The following is a 21417-nucleotide window of genomic DNA, read 5'->3' as shown; positions in this document are numbered from 1 at the left end:
ATGTCTAACTCTTGTTTTCATTGCCTTGAAAATGTGCCAAACGGATTTAGTGCAAGCGTTATAATTGACGATAAAGCCCAGCCAATGTGTTGCATTGGCTGCCAAGCTGTTGCACAAAACATCGTTGACCAAGGTATGACCGATTACTACAAATATCGGACCGTACGTGCAGGTAAAGTGGAACAATTGGTACCCGAGCAACTCGCATTTATAAAAAGTTATGACAACGAAGACATTCAAGACGAATTTATAGCCACTAACGATAATATCTCAGAAGTATTACTGAGTGTCGAAGGTATAACCTGCGCCGCTTGTGCGTGGCTTATCGAAAAACAACTATTAAATTTAACCTCAGTAAAACGTGTTGATGTAAACACATCCACTAACCGCGCTATGATCCAATGGGATAAAACCAGCACCCCATTAAGCGAAGTAATTACTGCGCTTGCTAAGATTGGTTATAAAGCCTACCCGTTTCAAGCCGATACTGAATCCCAACAAAAGCAACAAACAGCAAAAGCCTATATTCGCCGTTTAGGTGTTGCCGGTTTAATGACCATGCAAGTAATGATGTTTGCATTTGCCATGTACTTTGGCATGTTTTCAGGCATGGACAGTAATTTTGAGCAGTATTTTAGATGGATCAGCTTAGTACTGGCCTCACCAGTTATTTTATATAGTGCTCTGCCCTTTTTAACCAACGCTATAAATGGCTTAAAAGCAAAACAGCTCAATATGGATTTACCTGTATCACTGGCCATTTTTGGCGCATTTGGTGCAAGTTGTTACGCCACATTTATGCAAGTCGGCGAAGTGTATTTTGAATCTGTGTGCATGTTTACCTTTTTACTGTTGTTAGGTAAATATCTTGAATTTAGAGCGCGTTTAAAAGCGAGTGAGTTTACTGCCAACTTACAAAAACTATTGCCATTAACAGCCCGCACCATTAACGAAAGTGGCGAAGAGCTTATAATTGCAGCCAAAAAACTAAAACTTAATGACGTAGTACTTATTAAAGCGGGTGAAACGATTCCTGCCGATGGCGAACTAATTAAAGGTAAAACCACCGTTGATGAGTCAATGATGACGGGGGAGCATCAACCTGTAACTAAATTTATTGGTCACAATGTTTATGCCGGTTGCGTTAACCACGACGGCGTTATTGAAATAAAAATTAATAAAATTGGCCAAAATACACTTTTAAATCAAATAATACGCCTGCAACATAACGCATTAACCAAGCGCCCTAAACTAGTTGAAATTACTGATAAAGTCGCACAGTGGTTCATAGCTTGTTTGCTTGTATTTGCTTCACTTACAGCGATCGGCTGGTACCAAATTGATCCTGAGCACGCATTTTGGATCACCATTTCGGTTTTAGTTGCTACCTGCCCGTGTGCGCTGAGTTTAGCTATACCCACCGCGCTTACATGTGCAGTGGCAACACTTACTCGAAAAGGCGTATTAATAAAACAAGCACATGTGCTCGAAACACTCTCACAAATCACTTTATTTGCATTTGATAAAACAGGCACACTTACGCAAGGTAAATTTAGCCTTGATGAAGTAGATATAATCGATAAACAATATACAAAAACGCAAGTGCTAGATATGGCAGCCATGCTAGAGCGTTATTCTGAGCATCCTATTGCCAGCGCATTTGATGAAATCACGCCCGTACATAACACTCTTGATAACGTTGAAGTACATCCAGGGCTAGGAATTAGCGCACAAGATGCAACTCATCATTACGCAATTGGTAAAAGTGGCTGGTTTGATAGCAAAAAATCGAATGCACAAGCAAGCTTATATATAAATAAACAAGTTGTTGCACGTTTTTACTTTGTTGATAAAGTAAAAAACGATGCGAAAAAGCTTATAGAGTCTCTTCAATCGCAAAACTTAACGTGTCATATGTTAACCGGTGACGCGTCAGATGCAGGGCAAAAAGTAGCTAAACAGCTTAAACTTGAAAGCGTACAATCAGGATGTTCCCCACAGGATAAACAAACCGCAGTTGAGCAATGGTCTTCACAAAACGAAGTGGTTGCTATGGTCGGTGATGGCATAAACGACAGCCCAGTATTTGCCAGCGCGCATTTATCAATTGCTATGGAAACCGGTGCTGACATATCAAAAAATAGTGCTGATGTAGTGCTTCTTAATAGCGATTTAGCCTCCATTGGTCATTTACTTAATGTTGCCAAACAAACCAGACGTATTATTAAACAAAATCTTGCGCTGTCTTTATTGTATAATGCTTCCATATTACCATTGGCAGCGCTGGGCTTAGTAGCCCCATGGATGGCTGTTATTGGCATGTCTGCCAGCTCAATTATTGTGATTAGTAATTCACTAAGGCTATTAAAGTTATGAGCATAATTTACATTTTGATCCCTATTGCCATTTTATTTGTCATTATTGCTATTGGCGTATTTTTTTGGGCAGTAAAAAGTGAGCAGTTTTCAGATTTAAACAAGCAAGGTCATAGTATTTTGTTTGAAGACGACAAAGAGCAACATAATAAAAGTAATGATTGACCCTCTTTATACCAGCGCATTTTTAATGGGCCTAATCGGTAGCGGTCATTGCATTGCTATGTGTGGCGGTATTGCAAGCTCATTACAACTGGCTAGTGACAAACGCAAAACATTTACCTATTCATTTGCCTATAATGTTGGACGTGCCCTGAGCTACATAGCAGCAGGCGCACTTGTTGCAGGAATTAGTAGCCAATTTGCAAGGCAAAATACGTCCTTTTCTTTAGCCCTTTCATTCATTGCTGCTATTTTTATGCTCCTCGTTGGCGTGTATATAATGCGCTTGGGCCCTACTTTGCAGTGGTTAGAAAGAATTGGCAAAACTTTAGTGTGGCAACACATTGTTAAACTAAATAAATATTTAATGCCTATCAACTCTCCTTTTAAAGCCTTAGGTTACGGTGCTTTGTGGGGCTGGCTGCCTTGTGGTTTAGTATATTCAGCGCTTACATGGGCGATGACTAGTCCTAGTGCTTTAGATGGTGCTTTAGTTATGCTTTGCTTTGCTCTGGGTACTTTTCCCGCGATGTTCACGTTAGGCGTTGCAGCGCAAAAACTAAATACTATTATTAACCATCCATGGACCCGAATTGTATTAGGCAGTGTTATAATTTGGTATGGTATCTACTTATTGATTATTGCAACCGACAAGTTGGTACATTAATCTACACAATGTCGTGAATAAAAATTTAAACGGATTAAATTATGGATTTCTCTCAAAGCCGTACTAAAGGTAATTGTGCTATTAGCTGTAATAACTGCAGTATTAGTCAATTGTGTTTGCCATTTTCACTTAATGGCCAAGAAATGGACAAGCTAGACGAAATTATTGAGCGAAAAAAACCTCTCCATAAAGGCGACTACTTATTTGAATCAGGCGCACCTTTACAGGCTATTTATGCAGTACGTTCAGGCTCATTTAAATCGTACACATTATCAGAGCGAGGTGATGAGCAAATTACTGGCTTTCATTTAGCTGGCGATCTAGTTGGTTTTGATGCGATAAATAAAATGACTCATCCAAGTTTCTCACAAGCACTTGAAACGTCAATGGTTTGCGAAATCCCATTCGATACTCTTGACGAACTATCAGGGAAATTACCTAAACTTCGCCAACAAATAATGCGTTTAATGAGTAGCGAAATTACTTACGATCAAGAAATGCTGTTACTACTCAATAAAAAATCAGCAGAAGAGCGCCTAGCTAGTTTTATTTATAACTTATCTGAGCGCTTTGGTGAGCGCGGTTTTTCGCGTAAGGAATTTAGATTTACGATGACTCGCGGTGAAATAGGCAACTATCTAGGCCTTACTGTAGAAACTATTAGTCGTTTATTAAGTCGTTTTCAAAAAGCAGACTTAATTAAAGTAGAAGGTAAATTTATTACAATTTTAGATAATGATGCCTTGGCTAAAACAGCGGCAATTGTTAAGCCTCGTCAAATTAAATAGTTTGATTTAGAACAACAATTTATATGCTACCCCTTTAACTGTTTTATATTTACGTTACACTAAATGTACACCCGTTATGTAAATGGAGTAGCATATGAACACTATTAAACGCATTATTGCGGTTATTGACCCTACCAAAGACGATCAACACGGCTTAGCACGTTCAATAGATTTAGCTAAAAAGTCTGGCGCAAGTATTACCGCTTTTATGACGGTTTACGACTTCTCTTACGAAATGACAACCATGCTATCAGGCGATGAACGCGAAGCAATGCGTGACGCTGTACTAAAAGATCGTGAGCTATGGCTAAACGATTTAGTCTCTCCTTACAAAGATATAAATATTGAAACCCAAGTGGTTTGGCATAATCGCCCTTACGAAGCCATAATCGATACTGTAATTGATGAAAAGTACGATCTAGTAATTAAAGGCACACATCAACATGGTGCACTTAAATCCGTTATTTTTACCCCGACCGATTGGCACTTAGTACGCAAATGCCCAGCTCCGGTTTTATTTGTAAAAGAAATGGCGTGGCCTGCTCACGGTAATATTTTAGCTGCTGTAAATGCAGTTAGCGAAAATGAAGAGCATGTAGCACTTAATAAACGCGTTATTAAAGACGCACAATTTTTATGTGAACTTGCCAACGCAAAACTTAATTTAGTTAATGCTTATCCTGCAACGCCCATAAATATCGCAATCGAAATTCCTGAGTTTAACCCGGGGCTTTATAACGAATCAGTTAAAAAACATCATCATGAATCAACCAATGCACTTGCTGCAGAGTTTAATTTAAACCCAGAGCAATGTTTTATTGAAGAAGGCCTGCCAGAGGATGTAATCCCTGATGTAGCGAAGCGGTTAAATAGCGAATTAGTTGTTATTGGTACCGTTGGGCGTACCGGCTTAAGTGCTGCTCTTGTAGGTAACACAGCAGAGCATGTAATTGATAGCCTAGACTGTGATGTACTGGCACTCAAACCCGATGGTTACGTGAGCCCACTTGCAAAAAACTAGATTAACCAAAAGATTTTTAGCAAGTAACAGCTCATATACTACTTGCTAAAAATACCGTGTTTAAATTGCTTTTAATTACATCCTAAACTCGCATATTCAGGTGGTTTGGGTATAATACGCCCCTTTATTTTTAGCAAATAACTTTGCTGTATTGTTTTACTAGGGGGCGTAATTGTCACACTCAGATCAAGCTAAAGCTCAATTTAACTTAAATAAGCTGCAAAAGCGTTTACGTCGCCAAACTGGTCAAGCTGTTATGGACTTCAATATGATTGAAGAAGGCGACCGTATTATGGTGTGTTTATCAGGCGGCAAAGATAGCTACACCATGCTTGAAATGCTTCAACATTTAAAACGTGTAGCACCTATAAAGTTTGACCTAGTTGTTGTAAATCTTGATCAAAAACAACCAGGTTTCCCTGAACATGTACTACCCCAGTACCTTGATAAACTAAATGTTGAGTACAAAATTGTAGAAGAAGATACCTACAGCATTGTTACCGATATTATCCCTGAAGGTAAAACAACGTGTTCACTTTGCTCACGCTTACGTCGTGGTATTTTATACCGCACAGCAAATGAGATAGGCGCTACTAAAATAGCCCTTGGGCATCACCGTGATGACATGATTGAAACCTTATTTTTGAACATGTTTTATGGCGGTAAACTAAAAAGTATGCCGGCTAAATTAATGAGTGATAATGGCGAGCACATGGTTATTCGCCCACTTGCATACTGTAAAGAAATCGATATAAGCCAATACGCATTTGCACAAGGTTATCCAATTATTCCGTGTAACCTGTGTGGTTCGCAAGAAAACCTACAGCGTAAACATACAAAAGCAATGCTCGCTAAATGGGATGCTGAGCACCCAGGCCGTATTGAGAGTATTTTTACAGCAATGCAAAACGTCGTGCCTTCACACTTAGCTGATGCTGATTTGTTTGATTTTAAAAACTTACAAACAGGTGAAATCATTGATGGTGGCGATATAGCTCTTGATAAGCCAGATATTCCTAAAGTGCCTGTTACTAATGAGCTTGATGAACAAGAAGCGCCAAGTGTAGTTACTATAAACCTAAGCTAACAAATTTAAGGGGGTTGTATTTATGTACAACCCCCTTAAATTTACCAATTCAGCATTGCGTTCTATTTTTAACTCTCAGCTAAACCTTGTAAAAACTCTAAACTTAACTTTTCTTGTGCATTGGCCTGGTATGGCAACTGTTGCAAGCTATCGTACGAGAAATCGTTTATATCAAAATGGCTTATTTCACTATTCCCAAAGCTGTTACGCTCACCTGGGCTTGGCGACATTCTTTCTATTACAAAATCACTTAAGCGCATATCGGTAACGCCCTTAGGTAATACTGACCAATGAGCTTTTAAGTCTACGGTTTGTCTCCCTTGTGTTAAGCGTTCCTTAGATACCAAATGGGCAAGTGGTGTATCACCACTATATAAATTCGCCCTAACACGATACAAACCACTTTTTATCACCGTTAAATTAGCTGGCATAACCATGTTTTCATTTTGAGCATAAGCAATTTCAAAACCTGTTAAAGTAGCACTTGGCGGCATATATTGAATTTGCGCAACTACGGGTACTTTTTTACCGTCAACATCGCCCTGTACATACACTTGCAAACTACAAGGGTAATCATCCTCTCCTTTAAAGGTGATAGTTGCCTCACCTTCACGTGCATTGCCCGTATGGGTATTTAATACTTCCTTTGTATCTATATTGGCAAGCTCAACGACTACTTTACCAAGTCCTTGAGCACTTACTCTTATTATTATTTCTTCTGGGTATACAAAACGATACTGCTTAATACTTAACGTTAAAGCATCACCACTTTCGTCAATAGGGCTTGACACAGGGTAAAACTGGTTTGGTTTTAATCGGTCTTCATCTAGTGGGCTTAATGGTTGAGAATAAGGAGGAAATTTGAGTGCGCTTTGGTATTGCATAACCACTTGCTGCGCCGCTTTTGTTAAGTCTTCATTAAACGCGACTTGCTTTTTTGATTGTGTTTTATTTTTTTTAGGTACATCTATGGGAATCACTTTTACAGGTGATAAATCAGCTGCGTTCGCACTGTGTTTAATCTGTGGTTTTATTGGCTCAGCAGCTTTATGAGCATCATTTTTACCAGTAAACCATAGCGAAAATAAAATAGTGCTAATAATTAAAGCAACGACATAAAATTTTTTCATTAGTTAATTTAATCCTTTATAAGGCGTATAGCTTTGAGCTACACACCTTGCATGTTATGGGATCACATTATAAATAAGTGCTGATGCGCTTAAATTATTTGAATCCTTAATATAACGATATTGTTTTTTCCAAAACCAACTACCTGTAGTTTTATCAAACGTATTAAACCCTACCGTGTCACCTTCAACATTTACGTTATTCATGGCGATTGTTACATTACCTTTGCGCTGGGCATTATGTATTTCGTTATGGCTATAACTGTCACTCATCATCATTGGATAATGGTTTGGCATAAAGCTATTTACCGCATCACCTTGCGATTTTAAACGGCCATCAGTATCAATACTTTGACTACAACTTCCAAATGAACGAGCTGAACTTGCACCACATGAAGAGTGCGATGCAACCACCGAGTCATCATTGCCTTTTAAAAATCCACCTGTTAATCCTAAGTATGCATTACCATCTGCCACAAAGCGTAAACGAGGTGTACGTGCATCAGGAAATGGTGATATTTTACGGGCGTTATTCACTTTTAAATCGTGTAATACGCCAACGGCCTCGGTTACATCACTTCCTAGCCACCATTTGAGTGCAGCATCGACCGCAAAGTTCCATGATGCGCCAGTTAAAGCACTAACAGCGACGTCAGCAAGCTCACTTCCACCGCCCGCGCCTGCTAAATCAAACGTAGCCACGATATTAAGCGGCTGTAATCCTTCGTTTTCTAACCAGTTTTCTTGATTATCAATAATATGGCGTGCAACTAAGTCACCTGTTGAATGTGTTACAAATACACAGCCATCACTGCATAAATTAGAGCGTGAAATTTGCTTTAATTTAGGCCATACCCAATCGGTAGCAATCTTACCTTCAACGCGTTCATAAGCAGGCCAGTCAATTCGCTCATCCGCACGATTATTCCAGTACGATTGCCAATATGTTTCACCATCATTAATTACATCACTTCCCGATTTATTGGTTATTTGCGAGGTTTGTAAACCATGAATTAATATAATTTTGTAGTCTTTACTCGCTGCAGAAAAGCTCATTAACATAGCAAGTCCCGCACCGATTAGGTGGCTTGGCTTAATTAATTTGTGTGTGTATTTGTTGTTCATACAATTCCTTAATGTTGTGTACTTAATATTTTATTGTCATTTAAGGTATTCATGTTGGTCTGCGTAAGCTTGTCAGCCTAAGCGCTCACTAGTATTAGGAACAACGAACAAAAATGCAACAACTTATTATCATTTAGGAAGGGTGGGAATTTATTTCAAACTGATTAATGAGTTAACAAAGGGATAGTTGTTAAATATGAAATTATTAAATGAGTTTCAGGGGGATATTGAGGTATAAGATTAAAACGAGCACCATTAAAAGTGCCCGCTATAGAATAAGGACAAAGCTAATCTAACCGTTGGCTTTAAGCTCACTGGTAAATTGCCCAATCGCATTCACAACTTCTTGCGCGCCTTGTTGGATCTCTTGCATCACGTCACCAGATTCTTTAGATAAGGCTAAGCCTTGCTCTGCTTTTTCTTTACCTTTTTCTATTACAGCAACCGTATTTTGGGTTTGTGATTGATTGCGCTGTACCACTTCTACAATTTCTTCTGTTGCTTTTGATGTACGCGATGCAAGCAGCCTAACTTCATCAGCAACAACGGCAAAGCCTCGACCTTGCTCACCAGCTCTAGCCGCTTCAATTGCGGCATTTAATGCTAATAAATTTGTTTGTTCAGCAATGCTACTAATGCTTTGTACAATACTTGATATTTGCTGCGACTGCTGATCAAGCGCTGAAATCTCATTCGCAGCTTGCTCCATGTTAATAGCCAGCTCAGTCATTACTGCAACAGTGTCTTGTATAACGCTCGCGCCCTGTTCTGCTTTTTTATCCGTTTGGGTTGAGGTGCTATAAGCAATCTCGGCCGCTTGTGAGATTGCAATTTCTTGATTTACTTGTTCAGTAATAACTGTGGCAAACTTCATCACTTTATAAAGCTCATTTGCGTCATTTGAGATTGGGTTATATGACGCTTCTAGCCAAACAATATTGCCGTGTTTATCTACGCGTTTAAAGCGCTCAGCAATAAATTGACCATCTCTTAATTTATCCCAAAATTGCAGGTATTCTTGGGAGTTGTACTCTGAAGCCTCACAAAATGTGCGATGGTGTTTTCCTATTAATTCACTTTCTTGATAACCCATTGCAGCTAAAAACTGTTCATTTGCTTTTAAAACATGGCCCTCTAAATCAAATTCAATTACCGCCATAGAGCGATATATCGCTTTGATAGTGTCGCTTTGCTCGCGAGAAGCTGTAATTGTTTTTGTAAGTACACTCCCGAATATAGAAAAATAGAGCAACTGATCTTGCTCACCTTTTACAGGATGTACTATTAAACGTAACCATTCAGCTTTGCCATCGCTGCGCATAACCTGTAATGCACCGCCCCAATGCCCTTCTTTTTTAATAGCTTGTTGCAAGCTTTTAAATTCGACAGATTGTCGAGACGAATCTGTAATAAAATTATCAAAAGAGTTATTAGTTAGCTCATCTTCGCTATAGCCTAGGTTTTCTAAAAATTTATCGTTGGCGTGCGAAATCCTGCCATCATAAAGAATGTTCAGTACTAACATCTCTCGGTAAAGCCCTTCCCACACTTGTTGTAATGGATAGAGCTCTGCTTTTAAAGAGGCTATTTCATTTTGTTTATTTTTAGAAAAAAACATTAATGTCCTTACTAATACAATTAATATAAAATTAATTTTAGTATAGAAGGTAACTTTCATAACGCGATAAATAATAAGAGCTTTAATCACTAAAGCCGGAGACTAAGTAAGCCATCATTATATATACCGCTGCAAAACAAATATTCAAATTCTAAAATGTTAATCTTTCATATAAGCCCGACGCTCTTGATACACTTTTACTCATAGCAAGTTGCAGTACTTTTTTATCTGCCACCAGCTCAAAGGTATTTTTAGCGCGGGTTATCCCCGTATACACTAATTGCCTGTTTATACCCATGTGCGCTTGTTTTAGCGGTGGCAATACCATGGCGGTGTAGTTAAACTCTGAGCCTTGTGATTTATGAATAGTCATTACATAGACTTTATCGTGCGCAGGGAGTCGTGCTGGCGAAAATGCTCGTTGGTTACCTTGCTCATCAATAAATATGGCTTTGAGTTGATTACTTTCATCGGGCATTAAAATACCAATATCGCCGTTAAATAACTTAAGCTGGTAATCGTTTTGACTCACCATAATAGGCATACCCGTATAGTGGTGAGTATTAGGACTAACGGTAATTAAACCTTGCTGTTGCAACACGCGCTCTATTCGTTGATTTAAGCTATGCACTCCGTAATCGCCCTCTCGTACCGCAGCTAAAAGCTGATAACTAGCAAAAGCAGCATGCACTTGTGCAACACCTGTACCTTGGGCAATTAAGTTAAGGTATTTTGCATAATGACTTGCTGCACTTTTAACGAGTTTTTCAATCGGTTTTGCTACAAAGTCGTAATCTAAAATTACATCGTTAAAGCGCCCTTCAGTACTTTCTTGCTCTACGTAATTTAAAATACCGGTGTTATTAGTGTTTACCGCAAGTGCAAGTTGACCAATACCGCTTTGTGCGTCAAATCGATAACTGTGTTGTAAAAAGGCAATGCAATCTGCGAGTTTAAATTCACTCGCACTTTGCGCTGCAAGTTTAGCCTCGTTATTAAAGCATAAATTATTTAACTCATCACAACGTGCTTGCGAATAGCGTGGCGTTTGCCCAAGTGTTAAACCTTGGCATAAATCGCTCATTACGCTGCCGGTATCTACCGAGGCAAGCTGATCTTTATCACCTAAGAGTATTAACCGCGCGTGCGCGGGCAGTGCTTCTATTAATTTAGCCATCAGCGATAAATCGACCATGCTGGCTTCGTCAATAATCAGCACATCTAAATGCAGCGGATTGCTTTTGTTATGTCTAAATTTATTAGTAAACGGTTTTACGCCCAGTAAGCGATGAATCGTTTGAGCGCTTTGCGGTATCAGCGTTTTTATATCATCAGGAATCGTTGTGAGCTTATTTTTGGCGCCCAAAATAGACTCACTTAAACGTGCAGCTGCTTTACCTGTAGGGGCCACCAGCTTAATACTAAGGGGTGCTGTTTCATAAAGTGACTGCAAAATAGCCAGCAACGTAGTCACTGTGGTAGTTTTACCTGTGCCAGGACCGCCCGTGATCACACTAAAGCCTTTGGTGGCCGCAATCGCGCACGCCACTTTTTGCCAATCAGTTTCAACAGTTGAATCAGCAGGAAAATAGGTATTTAAAAGCCCTGCTAATACTTCATTATTAATATTGAGCTTTCGCTCGCTCATGCTTAATAGTCTATCAGCAAGTGTTTGCTCATAACCTGCAAGGCGCGCAAAATAAAGTCGCTCGTTAAATAATTGCAATGGCTTACTCTCGCCAACGCTTTCATGGTTTTGTAAATAACTAACCGCTGTGTGTACATCAAAGTCATCACTAAACGGGCTTAGCGTACTGGGAACATTGCCATCGAGTTTATTAAAGTCACCTTTGCGCAAGTTAAAAGGATTGCTCCAATCAACTTCATTTAAGGTTAAACAACTGTGCTGACTTTGCTGCGATAAGCACAGTAATAAAACAATATAAAATAGTTCATTATGTGTTTGCTCTATGCCATTAGTACTCAGTAATTCAGCGAGCTTAACATCAACTACACGTAATCGTTTTTCAACTAATAAATACTCAAGTAACGGGACTTCAGTAATTGAATATTTTACAGCCACCTCATTTTGTGATTTAAGAATATTTAGAGGCTCATCGCTAGGCGCTTGATCAATATCGTCAAACAAGCCAGGTTGTTCATTTAAATCGCTCATAGCATGGCTCCTTGGCTAAATAAGCCATCTAAAATAATCACTTGTTCTACAGTTAGCTTTTTAAAGTACACGCCTTGCCCTGCTGGCATTCCACGTAAAAAAGTGTAATACACGCCGCCTAAATGGGTTTCAATTGAATAATCAGCTATACGTTGTTTTAATAAACGATGCAGCGCTACCGTGTAGATTAAATACTGTAAATGATATTGATGACTGCTCATCGCTTGCTCAAGCATATCGCCTTCGTAATCAGCTGGCGTACTGCCTAAATAATTAGACTTATAATCTAAAATATAATACTTACCTTGGTAGCAAAATATTAAATCGACAAAGCCTTTTAACAAGCCTTTTACTTGCGAAAACTCAAGCTTACTTTGCGTAAAACCAAAATGTTTAACCAACATTTCGTTTAGCTTAGGTGCACTTAAGCTCTCAAGTGGTAAATTAAACTCCATTTCGACTAGGCAGTCGCTTGGTGTAAGTACACCCAATGAAAGAAGGCTCTTATCTAGAGAGCTGTTATCTAGGGGGCACGCAAGAACATCGAGCACCCACTTTTCAGCCACTTCTCGCCATTGCTCACCTATGTGGTATTTTTCAAGGCAGCGCTTAACAACTTCCGATAAGTTTTGCTCAGTATTAGTTGGGTGGACTATTGGGCTAGTAAAATCTATTTGTTCAAATATTTCGTGCAAACAGCTACCCGGCTTTGGCCCTTTAGGAAAGCTATAAGGTGATGGTAGTTCGTCCTCTTGCACTGCAAACTCGTCTTTTTCGTGATCTTCATCACTTCGCCCTGGGGCTAATTGGTCGCTGTGCTTTTTAAAGCTCAACGCGCTAAAGCTGGTTGCTCGCCAGTTACGCTCTATACTTGCCGTTACTTTATTAACACTTAATGTTTGCTGCGCAATTTTACTATTATTAAAACTAAGTGTTCCCTGCTCTAATAACGTTTGTGAGGTAAATTGCTGATAGCTCATCGCGCTATTAGCGTCGCAAAACTCACTTAAATGCGTACGCCATGTTTGGCTACTGGCAAGTTCAAGCCCTGCAAATAACACATGCCCTAGTGCACTACTTTGCATAGCTAAGCGGCTACTTTGCCCTTGCCCAATATTATAAACACCCAGCGCACAAAAATGCACGGCGCGAGTAAGTGCTACATACAGCAGGCGTAAATCTTCAGCTAGACGCTCTTGCTCTGCTTTTTGCAGGGCATCTTCGTCTTTACTTAAATCGTAAATCAGCTTGCCATTATTATGATAAAGCGCTTCTTTAGTTTCGCGATAGCCACTGGCAAATGGCATAAATACCAGTGGGTATTCTAGCCCTTTTGAGGCATGCATAGTAACAATTTTAACTAAGTTGGCGTCACTTTCTAGGCGTACTTGTACTGTTTCACCATCTTGTTGGCTTACCTTTTGTGCAAACCAGCGCAGTAAACGCAGCGTGCCTTCAAGCTCTATTTGTTTTTGTTGAAGTATTTCGCCCAAATGCCTAAAGTCAGTCAGCCAACGCTCAACGTTATACCCTAAACCTTGCCATTTAGCGCTAAGCTGATTATGGCTCATTAAACGCTCAAGCATTGCCATAGCGCCTTGCTTGTTCCAAATGTGGCTAAGTTGTGCAAAAAAGTTTAAGTAGTCTTGCCATTTATTTTCATCATCGGCGAGTGCGTGTATTTCGTTATAACTTAAACAAAATAGTGGACCAGCTAATACACCGCGCAGCAATGACTCGTCATATTGACCATGCAGCGCTGTTAAAAAGTTAAGTAGGTGATGGCTAAGCTCTTGGCTAAAAACGCTCTCGCGCGATAAATACACGCTGGCTATTTTGGCATCACCTAGTGCTTTTTTCATTATTTGCGCTTCAACACGGTCGCGCACTAATATACAAATATCGGCAGCGCTTACAGGAGTACTGCCAATACAGGCATTACCTTGTTTTGCTTTTTCAAGCAGGGTCACTATTTTATTAGCAAAATGAGTGGCTAAATGTGCTTGCCCTACACCTTTGTTAGTTGGTTTGTTTTTTTCATCTGCGGCTTCATCTACAAATACGTTAAATTCGAATGCGGTCGCGGGTTTGCCATCAATTAAAAAAGAGTCTTCCGCTTTTTTACCTTTAGCAGCCACTGCGTTAAACGGTATGGCGTCGTTATAAATAAAGCTGTTAGCGTGTTTTCCAAATAAACTATTAACGCTATTTACTATATCGGTGCTTGAGCGAAAGTTAGTACCCAGCGTAAATTGCTGATCAGTCTGTACAGCTTCTTTTGCGCCAATATACGTAAAAATATCTGCGCCCCTAAAGCCATAAATAGCCTGTTTGGGGTCGCCTATCATGGCAAGCGTGGTATTTTGTTGCCCATAAATTTTACTAAAAATACCGTACTGAATGGGATCGGTATCTTGGAATTCATCTATCATGGCAACCGGAAACAACTGCGCAATTTTTTGTGCTAGTACGTCGCCTTGCTCGTTATTAAGCGCACTGTGTAAATTGGTCAGTAAATCATCTGGGGTGATAACGCTTTGCTCTTGCTTGCGCTTAACTATGGCGGCTTTTACCCAGCGTGCTGCATGTTGTATAACTGCTATTTTGAGCCCTTGGTTTATGGTGTTATTAAGGGCGGCAAGCTCGTCAAACTGACTCAGTAATGGATGCACAAATAATGGCTGATTTTTTTTATAATTACTCACATCGCTTAAGTTTTCTGTACTCCACACTTCAAACGAATACTTGTAAGTGCCAAATTCAAAAAACAAATCGCCGCCTAAACAAAATGCTTCAAGCGCACCAAGGCTGCCTTTTCGTGCTGGCGTTTTAGAACCACTTAAACCCGAGCCTTTAATAGCACCTATAAACTCTTGCTCTAACACCGCTTTTTTAAATGCAGGTACACGGGTTATGTACTCGTCACGGGCTTTCCATACATCATCTAAATTTATTTGTGGTGTAATGTGCGCATTAGCTTTGTTTAAAATGCTCGCCACTTGAGCGAATAAAGCCTCGGGTGCGGCAAATACATCTAAAATAGCATCGGTGCGTTCTTTATTAAGTGGGTATACAAACGCACGCCAAAAATCTTTAATGGTTTCGAGCAGTATGTCGCGTTCATCTAAAATAAATTCGAGATTAAACGCCACTCCCGACTCAAACGCATGTTGTTTTAGCATCCGCTGACAAAAGCCATGAATGGTAAAAATAGCGGCTTCGTCCATTGATTTAGCAGCTGCATCGAGTAAATCAAACGCGCGGTGTTTATCATCAATTTTGGCAATTACGCCTTCAATGAGTTCGTCATCTGGGTTTTGCCCAAGTAGTGCATCGCGCGCAGCAATAATTCGGCTGCGTACGCGGTCTTTAATTTCTTGTGTGGCGGCGTCGGTAAAGGTTACTACCAAAATTTGCTCAACACTGAGCGGCGTATTTAACTCACCTTCTATTTGCATGCCTAGTAAGTAGCGTAAATACAGCCCCGTAATCGTATAAGTTTTGCCGGTACCCGCACTGGCTTCTATTAAACTTTGACCAATGAGCGGCATAGTAAGAGGATTAAGCGCTTGCATGGTCACTCTCCTTTACGTGTTCAAATAAAGGCGTGAGCAATTTATCACTCCATTTTATAAATTCGTCTTGGCAGTCGTTTAGCGATTGCACCGTTAAGCGAATATACGGGTTTTCGCCCTCGCCTCGCCCTATGTATTGCGGGCTAAATTTGCTCATTGCTTTTGTTATATCGCCGCCGCTTTTAACGTATTCATAACCACTTACCGGAAAAAACGGCACAGGCTCTGCGCGCAGCGCTTTGTATAACTCAAACCAATCGGCTAATAGTGCATCCGCATCGGCTTTGTTTATGGGCGCAAAGGTAATTTGCTTATCGAGCCCAAGTAACAATGTTTCTACTTGTTGATCCATACTTTGCGCTGCAAGGTGATAAATAAAGCCTTTAATTAAATCTTTCGCTTTAATACTCGCACTGCGGTAAAACACTTGTTTTTGCAAATAAACATGATTGAGCCAGCCTTCTATTTTGGTACCTTCAATGGTAAGCAAAACTTCTATTGGCTCACTTTTCCCGTCTTTAATGTGCTCTTTAACCTGCCCTGCAAGCGCGTCAACTCGGTGCTCCATACTCTCAAATATAAGGCTGCCTACATTAGCTTGAGGTAACTCACCCCGCTGCAGTATTTGCTCGGTACTTAGTGGTTGCTCGTTTATATTGGCTTTAAGTATTTCATCAAGATAAAAATAACGGCGCAGTGCATCTAGGCTAAATGGTTCTTCGTCTTTTGCTACTTCGTTAAATTGTGGCAGGCGTAAACCTAATGTTTGCTGATAAAAGCTCTCTTGTGCGCTACATACACTTCTAATAAACACATCAAGATCTAACTGTTCTGGTACACTCACATCAAGCGCAATAACCGGCTGTGGTTTAATAGACTCACTTGGCAGCCAAATTGGATTGTAGCTGTGGTTACTCAGCACAGTATTGGTTTGCTCATCGGCTAAATAATAATGGCTATTAAAGGGCTGTAAATGCTGCTGATTGATTAGACATTCTGGCAGCGTTTTTTCGCTTTTCTCGCTTAATACAAAACTACGCCCAATATATTCTAACAGCTCGCTTACAAGCGTTGATGGCATGCGCGGTTGGTTATCAAAACACGAGCGACCAATGTAACTCATGTATAAGTTGTCGCGGGCACTCAGTAGTGCTTCTAAAAATAAGTAACGGTCATCTAATTTACGTGATCGGTCACCTTTTTGCTTTTTAGAATAAGGCACTAAGTCAAAACCAATGGGTTGTACGTTACGCGGGTAGTCGGCATCGTTTAAACCCAGCATACATACCACTTTAAATGGCACTGCGCGCATGGGCATAAGCGTACAAAAGTTTACTTGCCCAACTAAAAACCGCTGCCCTACGCCTTTTTCTTGAATGCCTTGTTTAATTAAGCAACTAACAATACGCTGCGAAACCGCTTTACTGTAATCGCCGTTGTCGTGGTGCTTTTGTAACTCTTCGAGCACCTTTTGCAATACCAATAAATCCCAGCTGTCGTCGCTTTCACTTTCGTATATCGCGTTTAATAACTCACTTAAAATATGCGCTTTATTAGTGAGCGTATCATCAGGCGTTAGCTGCTCTTTAAAGCTTTGCAGTACATCAATAAAGTGCACGAGTTTATTGAGTGTATCGAGCGCCATGCCTTCTACTTCATCGGCACTGTAAATGCCGTTAAACGGGCATTGCTCGTCGCGCATGGCAATACCAAGCAATAAACGGTTGAGCCCATGTTGCCAGGTATTTAAATCAATAGCGGGTAAATCAAAGCTGCTTTTATGCGCTGCGTTTATACCCCATTTAACGCCAACACGTTCAAGCCAATATTGAATTTGCTCGTATTCGTGCGCTTCAAGCCCAAACTTTTCGGCTATTTGCGTCACTTGTAATAAATCGAGAATATCCGACACACCAAAGCGCGAAAACGGTAAGTTAGCTAAACTCGCAAATGAGCTAAGGACAGGCTTTTCTTGCTCTATGGCTAAATCGGCTAATGCGTACGGAATAAAGCGGCTGCCTTGTGCCCCGCCAAATACGGCTTCAATGTAGGGGCTGTAAGTGCCTACATCGGGCATCATGACGATTATGTCTTTGGGGGTAAGCGTTGGGTTTTGATTAAATAAGTTAAGTAAGTAGTCGTGCAAGCGCTCAACTTCTCTAAGCGGTGTATGGCAATCGCTGAGCGTAATACTGGTGTCGGTTGCGCTGATTGGTAATTTACCTTCGTCGTTTATAAACCACTCTTTGTTATCGGTCAGCGATTCACCTTTAAACGCAAGCTGATAAATCTCGCTTTGTACTTGCCCTAGTAAGGTGTCGTCAAACACATCAATAAAACCGTCAATCCAACGGGCATCTAACTGTACAAGTTGTTCAAAATAGTCGCGGCCTAATTTACCCCACGACGATAACAACGGATTACCAATAAAGTAGTATTCTTCATCTGGATTGGTTTGTTTTTTTTGTTGTGCTTCCACCAGCGGCATTTTAGCGTATTTAGCGCTTATTTTAGCCGCTGTTTTTTCATCTATAATATCGCCCCAGTAATGCTCACTCGGGTTAAAAAAGAATAATATAACCTCGGTTTTTTTACTCAGCGCTTCAAATACGTCTAGCTGGGAGCTGGCAATCGCAGATATACCAAATAAGCTAATGCGTTGTGGCAGTAAGCTATTATCCATAGTCTCAAGCGCTGCAAGTAACTGCCCTTGCATATTAGCGCGATGAAATTGACTTTGCCCAAGGTCTTGGCTTAATTTTACAATGCGTCGCCATAAGTCAGGTTGCCATGGTGCAATGGTTACATCCACATCATCTAGCTCATCTTTGCCGCTATCCCATGTGGCTATCCAGTGTGGTCGGTACATTAAATATTGGTCGTACACGTCGGCTATTTTTTCGCATAGCGCAAAGGTTTTTTGCCCATCTATATCGCCCTCTAAATAGGTTTTTAGCGGCAAATACAATGGCTCATCAATACAGTTTGGTAAAATTGCAAATAGTTTCCAAGCAAGGTTGGGCTTGTTAAATGCCGACTCTTTAGGGACATTTGGCAGTAATTGCTGATACAACTGCCAAATAAAGCTCGATGGCAGCGGAAAATCTACCTGCGCTGCGACCCCTAAGTTTTCGCTCAAACCTATTTTCAACCACTGCGACATACCCGGCGATTGCACTAGCACCACTTCTTTGTCGAACGGGCTTTGCAATGGGTTTACTTTTAACAGCTGGTGGAACTGCGCTTGCAGGGCTTCCATACGGTTTGATTGAATAATATTTAGCATATAACACTGACCTTGCTTGAGATAAAACCAGTGTAAGATATTTTCAATATTAGGGGTAGCGCAAACAGGTAATTGGTATTAATAAATCAGAGAGTTAGCAAGTAATTTAAACGCACAGCATCTATTTTATATACTGTGCGTAGTAGTAAGTTTATTTATAAGGGCTAATACTTGATAAACTAAAGTCACTTTGCATTATTACTTCGCCATCAATGCCTTTTAATTTAAGTGAAATAGCGGGATCTGTTTGTTGCCAGTCGACGCTTAAATCACCATAATTTACGTTATGAGTATAATTCCCTACTCGGTGTTTGTTAGGGCTTACGTCTTTCCACTTTTCAGTTAAGCCAGAGCTAGTCATCTCAATTAATGGGTAATCAAGGTTTTGCTGATACTTTGATATTTCGCCCCAGTGTGTGTCACCGCTTATAATCACTACCCCATTTACCTTGTGCTTTTTAATCAATGCAAATAAACGGTTTCTATCTTCAGGAAAGTTTGCCCATGACTCCCAACCTGTAAAATCGGGTAAAAGCTGTAAGCTTGAGGCAATCAATTTTATTGCAGCGGGCTTTTTAAGCTCTTGTTCAAGCCATTGCCACTGGGCTTCACCTAGCATTGATGCGCCCTTCACTTCACTAGGACTATACGGGCCTTGGTTATTTAACTTACGCTTAGTGTAGTATTCAAGCTCACCTACATGGTTTAGCGCATCACGGTTTCAACGTAAATCAGGCATTATTACTTGTATGGTTTGCTCATTTTCACCATACATGTACGAGGTATAAATTCCATCAGGGCGAGTGCGACGCGCTGAGTTTACAGGTTCATCCCAAAAATTAAGCATAATTTGGCGTGATTGCTCTTTATGCGGATACTCTTTACCTGCATCGTTTTGACCAAAATCGTGGTCATCCCACATAGCAATAATAGGCGTTTGCGCTTTTAACGTTTTAAAACCAGGCTTTGCCCCTAAACGTTGATACTTATTGGCAAGTACATCCATATCGTTGGTATCGCCGTAAATATTGTCACCCAGAAATATAAACAAATCCCCTTGCTCTTTATTAATTGCATTAAATATGGGAATGTTTTTATCTTGATGCCCACACGAACCAAACAGGATTTTAGATGGCGCGGCAGTAACATTCGCGCTAATAACCAAACTCAACGCCAAGGCTGATAGGGTCAATGGTTTAAATAGGTTCTTCATTTTAAAATCTCGCTAATAGCAGGTGCCATATTTGAATTTATTTCATTTGGGTTCTGCCCAAGAGCCTTTAAAACGGTCGCTGCTATTTGCGCTTGTTTAAGCTCATTTTTAGTTTTAATTAAGCCACTGCCTTTTATTGCAGGACCAATGGCAGCAAGCCAAATATGTTCAGAGCCAATAATTCCTTCTGGGTAAGTATTTGCACCTAACTCTAGCTCAGCAAGTGCACGTTTAGAGCTGTGATGTTGCCAATCATTGGCGTTATTGCCACGCCCGTGATCAGTGGTAATAATTAGTGTGGTGTTATCTTTATAACCCGCTGTAGTTTGAATGGTTGCCCATAAGTCTTTTATAAACGCGTCACTTTGCCTCGCCGATTTAAGGTATTGATCGTAATGACCATCATGCGCAAAGTCATCGGTTTCGCCTAAACTTATCACTAACAACTTAGGCTTTTTAGCCAACATATACGCTTTAGCAAAGCGATATGTAAAACTGTCTAATCGTACGTTATACCAAGGGCTGGGGATTTCATTTTGTAGTGCATTTAACAATGGCGCATCAGTGAATAAATTCTCTTCAATTGACATAAAACCTGCATTTACATACACGTTACTGCGCTTAGTATTTACAATGTATGGAAATACATCCCAACTGCCAAATAAGGCTGTGCTACCTTTAAACTCAGGTAACTTATCTAAACGCTCTAAAATAGTTTTATTTGGGTTGAGCACTTTGTTGTTACTATTTATATTTTCGTCTACTTCACCGGTGAGTATTTCGTTATAACCAGGATATGAAAAATACCACGGGTTACTTACCGACATAGTAGAGCCATTAGCTCTATCGCCAATTATAATCCCTTTTTTAGCCACTACTTGAGTTAAAAAAGGCATTAATAATTGCTGGCGCTCATTTGCTGTTTTTGCCCAAAATTGAGTCTTTAATTGCTCAGGCTTTTTAACAAAATCAGTATTATTAATTAAGCTATTATCAGCCCCATTAAATACTTCTTGCCAGCGTACTCCATCAAGCGTTATCAGCACTACATTTTGCGCCGCATTAACCGCATTGCTTAATAATACAGTTAAGCTAAATACCACTACTTTTATTACTGAGTTCATAATATGTGTGTACCTTTTAAAAAAAGCCCATCAGTGATGGGCTTTAAAATATTTACTAACATAATTGAATAAT

Annotated in this window: 13 protein-coding genes and 1 pseudogene; 6 read left to right on the top strand and 8 right to left on the bottom strand. The window is 40.1% G+C overall.

The annotated features are described in order from the left end of the window. The 6 genes from I6F10_RS02100 to ttcA all read left to right on the top strand — a co-directional run bounded on the left by I6F10_RS02100 (position 1) and on the right by ttcA (position 6100). Positions 1 to 2376, top strand: a complete 2376-nt coding sequence (locus I6F10_RS02100) for a heavy metal translocating P-type ATPase (RefSeq protein WP_197098341.1) — start codon at positions 1 to 3, stop codon at positions 2374 to 2376. Next, a complete protein-coding gene (ccoS, locus tag I6F10_RS02095) occupies positions 2373 to 2540 on the top strand; it encodes a cbb3-type cytochrome oxidase assembly protein CcoS (protein ID WP_002963071.1) in 168 nt (55 codons plus the stop codon). The genes I6F10_RS02100 and ccoS overlap by 4 nt, the downstream gene beginning before the upstream one ends. Continuing rightward, positions 2533 to 3204, top strand: a complete 672-nt coding sequence (locus I6F10_RS02090; protein WP_197098340.1) for a sulfite exporter TauE/SafE family protein — start codon at positions 2533 to 2535, stop codon at positions 3202 to 3204. The genes ccoS and I6F10_RS02090 overlap by 8 nt, the downstream gene beginning before the upstream one ends. Positions 3205 to 3245: 41 nt before the next feature. Beyond that, complete coding sequence (locus tag I6F10_RS02085) at positions 3246 to 3992, top strand: FNR family transcription factor (RefSeq protein ID WP_024596435.1); 747 nt, start codon at positions 3246 to 3248, stop codon at positions 3990 to 3992. A gap of 94 nt (positions 3993 to 4086) precedes the next feature. Beyond that, positions 4087 to 5013 carry a universal stress protein UspE gene (gene uspE / locus I6F10_RS02080; RefSeq protein ID WP_024606034.1) on the top strand — a complete coding sequence of 309 codons (927 nt, stop codon included), beginning with the start codon at positions 4087 to 4089 and terminating at the stop codon, positions 5011 to 5013. A gap of 172 nt (positions 5014 to 5185) precedes the next feature. Beyond that, entirely contained in the window at positions 5186 to 6100 is a 915-nt protein-coding gene (gene ttcA / locus I6F10_RS02075; RefSeq protein ID WP_197098339.1) for a tRNA 2-thiocytidine(32) synthetase TtcA, read from the top strand. 68 nt (positions 6101 to 6168) lie between these two features. Here the strand turns inward: ttcA and I6F10_RS02070 are convergent, their stop codons facing one another. The 8 genes and pseudogenes from I6F10_RS02070 to I6F10_RS02035 form a co-directional block, all read right to left on the bottom strand. Then, entirely contained in the window at positions 6169 to 7230 is a 1062-nt protein-coding gene (locus I6F10_RS02070) for a hypothetical protein (RefSeq protein WP_197098338.1), read from the bottom strand. Positions 7231 to 7284: 54 nt separating this feature from the next. Next, a complete protein-coding gene (locus tag I6F10_RS02065) occupies positions 7285 to 8352 on the bottom strand; it encodes a hypothetical protein (protein WP_024599149.1) in 1068 nt (355 codons plus the stop codon). Positions 8353 to 8644: 292 nt separating this feature from the next. Further along, the gene (locus tag I6F10_RS02060) at positions 8645 to 9970 is read right to left on the bottom strand and encodes a methyl-accepting chemotaxis protein (RefSeq protein WP_197098337.1); all 1326 of its coding nucleotides are present in this window, start codon (positions 9968 to 9970) and stop codon (positions 8645 to 8647) included. A gap of 151 nt (positions 9971 to 10121) precedes the next feature. Beyond that, on the bottom strand, positions 10122 to 12146 hold the full coding sequence (recD, locus tag I6F10_RS02055; RefSeq protein ID WP_197098336.1) for an exodeoxyribonuclease V subunit alpha: 2025 nt from the start codon (positions 12144 to 12146) through the stop codon (positions 10122 to 10124). Then, positions 12143 to 15721 carry an exodeoxyribonuclease V subunit beta gene (gene recB / locus I6F10_RS02050; protein ID WP_197098335.1) on the bottom strand — a complete coding sequence of 1193 codons (3579 nt, stop codon included), beginning with the start codon at positions 15719 to 15721 and terminating at the stop codon, positions 12143 to 12145. Before recB ends, recD begins: the two co-directional genes overlap by 4 nt. Beyond that, positions 15708 to 19007 carry an exodeoxyribonuclease V subunit gamma gene (gene recC, locus I6F10_RS02045; RefSeq protein ID WP_197098334.1) on the bottom strand — a complete coding sequence of 1100 codons (3300 nt, stop codon included), beginning with the start codon at positions 19005 to 19007 and terminating at the stop codon, positions 15708 to 15710. The genes recB and recC overlap by 14 nt, the downstream gene beginning before the upstream one ends. A 151-nt stretch (positions 19008 to 19158) precedes the next feature. After that, positions 19159 to 20220, bottom strand: a pseudogene (locus tag I6F10_RS02040) (alkaline phosphatase D family protein). Then, entirely contained in the window at positions 20217 to 21344 is a 1128-nt protein-coding gene (locus I6F10_RS02035) for an alkaline phosphatase family protein (protein WP_197098333.1), read from the bottom strand. Before I6F10_RS02035 ends, I6F10_RS02040 begins: the two are co-directional and overlap by 4 nt. Positions 21345 to 21417: the final 73 nt, after the last annotated feature.

The sequence above is a fragment of the Pseudoalteromonas sp. SWYJZ98 genome, assembly GCF_015864495.1.
Taxonomy (GTDB): domain Bacteria; phylum Pseudomonadota; class Gammaproteobacteria; order Enterobacterales; family Alteromonadaceae; genus Pseudoalteromonas; species Pseudoalteromonas distincta.
The sequence above is the reverse complement of the archived record's forward strand: the minus strand, read 5'-3'. Positions and strand labels throughout refer to the sequence as shown.

What these genes read in the sequence shown, in the direction of transcription:
- ccoS (WP_002963071.1), top strand. Translation starts at nt 2,373, where the DNA reads ATGAGCATAATTTACATTTTGATCCCTATTGCCATTTTATTTGTCATT.
- uspE (WP_024606034.1), top strand. Translation starts at nt 4,087, where the DNA reads ATGAACACTATTAAACGCATTATTGCGGTTATTGACCCTACCAAAGAC.
- I6F10_RS02085 (WP_024596435.1), top strand. Translation starts at nt 3,246, where the DNA reads ATGGATTTCTCTCAAAGCCGTACTAAAGGTAATTGTGCTATTAGCTGT.
- I6F10_RS02070 (WP_197098338.1), bottom strand. Translation starts at nt 7,230, where the DNA reads ATGAAAAAATTTTATGTCGTTGCTTTAATTATTAGCACTATTTTATTT.
- I6F10_RS02090 (WP_197098340.1), top strand. Translation starts at nt 2,533, where the DNA reads ATGATTGACCCTCTTTATACCAGCGCATTTTTAATGGGCCTAATCGGT.
- I6F10_RS02035 (WP_197098333.1), bottom strand. Translation starts at nt 21,344, where the DNA reads ATGAACTCAGTAATAAAAGTAGTGGTATTTAGCTTAACTGTATTATTA.
- recB (WP_197098335.1), bottom strand. Translation starts at nt 15,721, where the DNA reads ATGCAAGCGCTTAATCCTCTTACTATGCCGCTCATTGGTCAAAGTTTA.
- recD (WP_197098336.1), bottom strand. Translation starts at nt 12,146, where the DNA reads ATGAGCGATTTAAATGAACAACCTGGCTTGTTTGACGATATTGATCAA.
- I6F10_RS02100 (WP_197098341.1), top strand. Translation starts at nt 1, where the DNA reads ATGTCTAACTCTTGTTTTCATTGCCTTGAAAATGTGCCAAACGGATTT.
- recC (WP_197098334.1), bottom strand. Translation starts at nt 19,007, where the DNA reads ATGCTAAATATTATTCAATCAAACCGTATGGAAGCCCTGCAAGCGCAG.
- I6F10_RS02065 (WP_024599149.1), bottom strand. Translation starts at nt 8,352, where the DNA reads ATGAACAACAAATACACACACAAATTAATTAAGCCAAGCCACCTAATC.
- I6F10_RS02060 (WP_197098337.1), bottom strand. Translation starts at nt 9,970, where the DNA reads ATGTTTTTTTCTAAAAATAAACAAAATGAAATAGCCTCTTTAAAAGCA.